Genomic DNA, 6,000 nt, shown 5'->3' on the forward strand with positions numbered 1-6,000 from the left:
ACATGACGCACAAGTGCGTCTGCGTCTATGTCACCGCGTTGCGGTGCATGATGACGAATGAACAGAAATTGAATGTCGCGCCAAACCGTGCGCGTGGGATTAATTTTCGGCAAACGCCCATATTTTGAAAATGGGCCTTGAAATGAATAGACTTTCAATCCAGACCAAAAAATTCGGATCCCACCGAGACAGGTCAGGCAAACTCGGCATGCGTCTCTTCAATGCCTCGCCGCCCGCCGATAAATCGCGGTGAGTAACGCAGCCGCCAAAGCACTCAGTGCCAGCAACATGGTCGGCCCGATCGCATCGTGATGACGGTCTTTCAACCACCCGAACGCGATCGGTCCGGCGAAGCCCGCAAGGTTTCCGAAACAATTGATCGTCGCAATCCCCGCTGCCGCGGCCGTGCCGGTCAATCGCATGGTCGGCAGATGCCAGAACAGAGGCAATGCGGTCAGCGTGCCCGCAGCGGCGAGTGAAAGCCCCGCGATCACGGCCGGCAGAGCGCCACTGAACGATGCGCTCAAAATGAAACCAACCGATGCCACACCGGCGCCGCCTACGACATAGGCCGCCCAGTTACCCGCACGGTCCGCGCTACGTGCTCCGATATTCATCGCCAGCACCGCAATCAAATACGGAATCGCACTGCAAACGCCGATCCATGACAGTTTCGTCAGACCCGTGTCCTTCACGAGCGTCGGAAGCCAAAAGCCGATTCCGTACAGACCGACGAGAAGCAGGAAATAGATCGTCGTCAGCAACACCATCTCCGACGCCGACAACCTGGATGCGCGCTGCGTCTCCTCGGCACGACCTGCATTGACATCGAGGCCTCGCAACACCGCATCCGCCTCTTCCGGCGACAGCCAGCGGGCATCGTTCGGGCGGCTCGGAAGCAGATAATGCACGGCGAGACCCACGACGACCGTCGGCAAGCCTTCGATTACAAACGTCCATTGCCATCCGGACAGCGCCGCGAATCCGTCGAGATTCGTCATGATCCAACCCGACAGCATGTTGCCGACAATGCCTGCGACCGCCGTCGCGCTCATGAACAGCGTCGTCATCCGGCCGCGCCGGTGAGCAGGAAACCAGTAGGTCAGATACAGCACGATGCCGGGGAAAAATCCGGCCTCCGCTACGCCAAGGATCAACCGCTGCAGATAGAAAGTGGCGGGAGAATGTACCCACGCCGCAGCGGCCGAAACGATACCCCAGGTCACCATGATGCGGGCAATCCACACGCGCGCGCCCACACGATGCAGCATGAGGTTGCTCGGTACCTCGAACAAGAAATAGCCGACGAAGAATATGCCCGCGCCGATACCGTAGACGGTGTCGCTCAACCCAAGATCACCTGCCATCTGCAGTTTCGCGGCCCCGACGTTAACCCGGTCGAGATACGCAAGAACCTGAGCCACCAGAAGCAACGGCATCAGTTTCCAACCGATGCGTCGATATAGTGCGTCGAGATCCGCGGGCGACGAGTCTGCCGGGATTGCTTTCCGTTCGTCGGGCGTCTCACACCCGGTGCTGCGCATGATGTCCATTTCAGTCTCCATGAATTGTTGTTAGTACGTGCCACGTCATGCAGAAGCACCCGTCTCGGCGTGGGTCCCGTCACGAACGGTCTTGATGTACGGCGCGCCGCTGAAATCGCAGACGAGTACGCAGCACTGCCAGCCGAACGCCGGCTGGATACGCACGACGTCGTCTCGCACGACGTCGTGAATCAGTCTCCCCATTTCGTGCAGTACCGGCTCGCTCCTGGGTTTCGTCAGCAGCAGCCTGACGACGACGAATTCGTTTGTCGGATCATCTCCGGACAAGAACTGCTCGGCCGTATAGGTGCGGCTCTTCAATTCGGATAACAAAGCATGCCCTTGTGCCGCGAGCCGTTCGTGCAACGTGCTCGTCAAGGAGCGGAAATCGATCAGTCGCGCAATCCCGGGCGTGGATTCGATGATCAGGTGCGGCATGTCTTCACCTCTGTTGAAAGAATGCGTGGGTGAGAGGTTAGGATTCGGATCACCTGATGTAAATTAATGTTTTGCGCGTCGATTCATTAGCCCCTGTTATGTATTCAGCCATCGATCTTCGCCTGCTGCGCAGCTTCATTGCGGTCGCACGCTCGGGCAGTGTGACCCGCGGGGCAGCCCGACTGCATTTGACTCAATCGGCACTCTCGCAGCACCTCCGTGAGCTCGCGGATCTGCTCGGCGTGACGTTGTTCGATCGGGTGGGTCGCGGCATTCTGCTCACTCAAGCGGGAGCGGACCTGTTCGCGGAAGTCGAGCCGCTCCTGGAAAAGCTCGATGTGACGCTTGCCAGCGTCCGGAACCGCTCGCTCGAAGTTCATGGCACGTTGCGCATTGGTGCGATCGACACCTACGCAAGATCGCTCGTGATACCGACGATATCGACGCTACTCGCCCGGCATTCTCAGCTGCGCGTGTCCGTTCACGAACTCCCGGCCGCGGCGATCGATCAAGGGCTGATCGAAACTGAACTGGATATCGGCGTGTCGTTCTCTCACTTGTCGAATGCGGACATCGAGCAGAGAACGTTGTTCACGGAACGGCTGGCGCTCGTCCGGCGATCCAAGCGTCGCAAGGCCGGAAAGACCGTCAGCCTGCAGGAAGTTGCGCCCCAACCGCTCGCGCTGCTGAATCGGACGTTCGCCATGCGCGGGCAAATCGACGCCGCATGCGCGAGTGCAAACATTGCGCTGGACGTTCGCGTAGAGGCCGCCAATGTCGATTCGCTGATACGGCTCGTCGAGCATGCCGACTACGCAACAATCGCGAGCCCGCTGGCAGTGCAGGCCGGCTCGCGAATTGAAACGACGACTATCTCGGACGACGGCCTGGCGCGCATCGCTGCGTTGCGCTGGCGCCGCGGCAGGACCTTTACACCCGCCATGGAACGTTTTGAAGAAGCGATGTTGCAAACGATCCGTTCGTCCGGCCTGGAAACGCCAGACGACGATTCGGCACGCATGTCGGAGCCGTCCCGCCGTCCGCGTATTCGACAGCGCTGACGGCAACCTGAACACGCCCGTGGCGTAGACGGAACGGCTGTTCAGGAGGCGGATACTCCCCTTCGCCCCGACTCCGGGCGGACGTGAGTGATTCACGAAGGAATTCCGCTAAATCGCGGACGCGCGGTACCAGCAAGCGGCCGTAAAGGAAGATCACGCGCAACGGCGCGGCCCGTCAGGTCCGATGATGTTTTGGGTTCACCGGCACGCGTCCCGACGCAGCGTACTACGCGATCGCGCCACCACCGTCTACCAGCACCGTCGAACCCGTCGCATAAGGGGTCGACGCAAGGTAGAGCACGGCGTTCGCGACGTCCTCGGGTTGTCCAACTCGACCGGCCGGCAATCGCGCCGCCGCGCCTTCGTACATCCGGTCGCGCGCTTCCGCATCGATCTTCGACCAGAGAGGTGTCGCAATCAGGCCCGGGGATACCGTATTGACACGTACCGGAGCAAGTTCAAGCGCAAGTCCTCTCGCCAACGATTCAAGCGCTGCGTTGATCGCGCCTTGCAAGACCGAATTCTTGCTCGGCCGCACACTCAGAAAGCCCGACACAAACGTCAGGGAACCGCCTTGCCGAATGCGGACGGCCCGTGCGATGCGATACGCTCCCCAGAACTTGCTGTCCATCGCCGCGTAGGCGTCATCAAGCTCCAGACCACGCACCGGCCCCGTGGCTGTCTGGGCGGCCGATACGACAACGTGGTCGAATTCGCCCGCCGAATCGAGAAATGCACGGACGCTCGCGTCGTCCGTAATGTCCATCACGCCGGTGCTCACGCCATAACCGATCCTGTCTTTGCTCGCCGCCAGCCTGGCCGCATCGCGCGATGCAATCGTCACTGTCGCTCCGGCCTCCGCAAATGCACGTGCGGTCGCTTCACCTATCCCGGAGCTTCCGCCAACCACCAACACCCTTTGATCATTGAGTTTCATCGCCTGTTTCCTCCGTTAAGAATCTGTCCTTCGAACACCACCGCCGATGGCGCGACCGGCAACGCACCATCGCGGAAAGCCGGGGGCGACATCCTGCCTGCATGCCAGAGCTGTAAAAAGATGCGCCCCCCCTCTGCATGCACCGCCTCTGTCACGTTACGCCGGCCTTCGAACTACGCGTCACAGTCCGACATACCGATTCAAGCATTCTTGATATCGCCTTGATCATTGCTTGCGAGTGTCGTAACGAACTCGACGCAAACGCCCGGAGCGATGGACACGAACAGCTGTCGCTCGTTGGACAACGGCACGTCGCTCAATGTGTAGTCGATCCGCCTGGTGGTCAGCCGCTCGATCAACGCCTCCCATTCGCGACGCGCGTCGATGCGCAGCGCAATATGATCGATACGCGGTGTGCTACGACCTTTCTGCGCAGGAAGCGTCGCACGCGTAACGTGAATCATCGGGTGACGATCGAGGTACAACCAATAGCCGTCCACGCTGAACGGCGGTCGGGGCCCGGTATCGAGACCGACAACCTCATCGAAAAAGCAACGGGTACCGTCGATGTCATCGGTAACGATGGTGGCGTGGTCGAAATGCATGGCTCATGCCTGTACGAGGGTGCGATGTTGTATTTTGTTGCCCCCGGTCGATCTTGATAATTGGCTTCGCGATTGAATGATTTTCAACGATGACAAGAAGATGGGAAGTGCATGTTTCCACGCTCCCGATCAGTCTGGTCACTGGCCGAGAAGATTCGGGAAGATCAACAGAAAATGAAAACGGGTGCAGACCACGGTCTGCACCCGTTACGTCCCTTCCGCATCCCGGTATACCCCATCATGAATCGGTGGTGACTGTAAGGCGACTTCGTCACCGGATCGGCTGCGGTGATCAAGCCGGGATTGCTCATCCCGGTGTGATTCGCGACCTCGGTCAGACATCTCGCGTATCCCGGTACGGTTCGATCGGCAAGCCAAAGTCCGGATTCCAGCGCCCCCCCAACCCAACACCCCAGACTTCACGATTCATTTAACTTTCCGTGAGGACTTCGACACCGGCCGCTGACTACGATGGGCGCATGTTTTCAGGACCTGCTGCCAGGAGCCCATCATGCCCACCCGCAGACATCTGCTGTTCGCCGGCGCCACCGGCCTCGCCGCGCTTGCGACCCTGTCGTCCGTCGGCCGCCGCGCGCTGGTCGGCCGCGCGTTCGCCGCGCCGCCGGCCACCCCGCAGACGGCCGCGCCTTTCGAAGTCACCCTCAGCGACGCCGAATGGCATCGCCGGCTCACGCCCGCCCAGTACACGGTCCTGCGCGAAGCCGGCACCGAGCGCCCGTACACCAGCCCGCTGAACGACGAGCACCGGCACGGCACGTTCGCGTGCGCCGGCTGCGACCTCGCGCTGTTCTCGTCGGCCACCAAGTTCGACAGCCATACGGGCTGGCCGAGCTTCTGGAAGCCGCTCGACCACGCGGTCGCCACCCACACCGACGCGTCGTTCGGGATGATCCGCACCGAAGTGCACTGCCGCCGCTGCGGCGGCCATCTCGGCCACGTGTTCGACGACGGCCCGCCGCCGACCGGCCTGCGCTACTGCATGAACGGCCTCGCCCTCGCCTTCCACCCTGCCACCGCCTGATCCGGCCCCACGCCTGATCGACTGGAGAACGCACCATGCTGCTCATCGTCCTTGCCTACCTCGGCGGCGTGCTCACGATCCTGAGCCCGTGCATCCTGCCCGTGCTGCCGTTCGTGTTCGCGCGCGCCGACCAGCCGTTCGTGCGCACCGGCCTGCCGCTGCTGGCCGGCATGGCCCTCACGTTCGCCGTCGTCGCGACGCTCGCGGCCGTCGGCGGCGGCTGGGTCGCGCAGGCCAACCAGGCCGGCCGCTGGGTCGCCATCGTGCTGCTCGCGGTGTTCGGCCTGACGCTGCTGATGCCGCGTCTCGCGGAGCACCTGACGCGCCCGCTCGTCGCCGCCGGCAACCGCCTCACCGGCTTCGCGCAACGCGA

The 6,000-nt window shown here is 61.7% G+C and carries 7 protein-coding genes and 1 pseudogene; 3 read left to right on the top strand and 5 right to left on the bottom strand.

Annotated elements, in window-relative coordinates; translation table 11 throughout:
* Window positions 1-218 precede the first annotated feature (218 nt).
* Together ABY44_RS36875 and ABY44_RS36880 are read right to left on the bottom strand one after the other, a co-directional pair.
* Entirely contained in the window at window positions 219-1,544 is a 1,326-nt protein-coding gene (locus ABY44_RS36875) for an MFS transporter (RefSeq protein ID WP_060172871.1), read from the bottom strand.
* A 45-nt stretch (window positions 1,545-1,589) separates the two neighbouring features.
* Window positions 1,590-1,982 carry a 5-carboxymethyl-2-hydroxymuconate Delta-isomerase gene (locus ABY44_RS36880; RefSeq protein WP_060172749.1) on the bottom strand — a complete coding sequence of 131 codons (393 nt, stop codon included), beginning with the start codon at window positions 1,980-1,982 and terminating at the stop codon, window positions 1,590-1,592.
* A 98-nt stretch (window positions 1,983-2,080) separates the two neighbouring features.
* On the opposite strand from ABY44_RS36880, the gene ABY44_RS36885 reads away from it, so the two are divergent.
* Window positions 2,081-3,043, top strand: coding sequence for a LysR substrate-binding domain-containing protein (locus tag ABY44_RS36885; protein ID WP_060172748.1), 963 nt, complete (start codon window positions 2,081-2,083; stop codon window positions 3,041-3,043).
* 226 nt (window positions 3,044-3,269) lie between these two features.
* Here the strand turns inward: ABY44_RS36885 and ABY44_RS36890 are convergent, their stop codons facing one another.
* From ABY44_RS36890 to ABY44_RS36900, 3 genes and pseudogenes are all read right to left on the bottom strand, one after another.
* Complete coding sequence (locus tag ABY44_RS36890) at window positions 3,270-3,980, bottom strand: SDR family oxidoreductase (RefSeq protein ID WP_027792256.1); 711 nt, start codon at window positions 3,978-3,980, stop codon at window positions 3,270-3,272.
* A 20-nt stretch (window positions 3,981-4,000) separates the two neighbouring features.
* Window positions 4,001-4,150 (bottom strand): annotated as a pseudogene (locus ABY44_RS36895) (alkene reductase); the annotation flags it as partial.
* Window positions 4,151-4,180: 30 nt separating this feature from the next.
* Window positions 4,181-4,585, bottom strand: coding sequence for a hypothetical protein (locus ABY44_RS36900; protein ID WP_059621536.1), 405 nt, complete (start codon window positions 4,583-4,585; stop codon window positions 4,181-4,183).
* 511 nt (window positions 4,586-5,096) lie between these two features.
* Here ABY44_RS36900 and msrB point away from each other — a divergent pair.
* Together msrB and ABY44_RS36910 are read left to right on the top strand one after the other, a co-directional pair.
* Window positions 5,097-5,627, top strand: coding sequence for a peptide-methionine (R)-S-oxide reductase MsrB (gene msrB / locus ABY44_RS36905; RefSeq protein WP_027792254.1), 531 nt, complete (start codon window positions 5,097-5,099; stop codon window positions 5,625-5,627).
* A 35-nt stretch (window positions 5,628-5,662) separates the two neighbouring features.
* The coding region (locus ABY44_RS36910) for a cytochrome c biogenesis CcdA family protein (protein WP_431643544.1) at window positions 5,663-6,000 on the top strand (338 nt) is incomplete at its 3' end.

The sequence above is a fragment of the Burkholderia sp. ZZQ-2 genome (assembly GCF_050768715.1).
Lineage (GTDB): Bacteria > Pseudomonadota > Gammaproteobacteria > Burkholderiales > Burkholderiaceae > Burkholderia > Burkholderia cepacia.

What these genes read in the sequence shown, in the direction of transcription:
- ABY44_RS36875 (WP_060172871.1), bottom strand. Translation starts at nt 1,544, where the DNA reads ATGCGCAGCACCGGGTGTGAGACGCCCGACGAACGGAAAGCAATCCCG.
- ABY44_RS36880 (WP_060172749.1), bottom strand. Translation starts at nt 1,982, where the DNA reads ATGCCGCACCTGATCATCGAATCCACGCCCGGGATTGCGCGACTGATC.
- ABY44_RS36885 (WP_060172748.1), top strand. Translation starts at nt 2,081, where the DNA reads ATGTATTCAGCCATCGATCTTCGCCTGCTGCGCAGCTTCATTGCGGTC.
- ABY44_RS36890 (WP_027792256.1), bottom strand. Translation starts at nt 3,980, where the DNA reads ATGAAACTCAATGATCAAAGGGTGTTGGTGGTTGGCGGAAGCTCCGGG.
- ABY44_RS36900 (WP_059621536.1), bottom strand. Translation starts at nt 4,585, where the DNA reads ATGCATTTCGACCACGCCACCATCGTTACCGATGACATCGACGGTACC.
- msrB (WP_027792254.1), top strand. Translation starts at nt 5,097, where the DNA reads ATGCCCACCCGCAGACATCTGCTGTTCGCCGGCGCCACCGGCCTCGCC.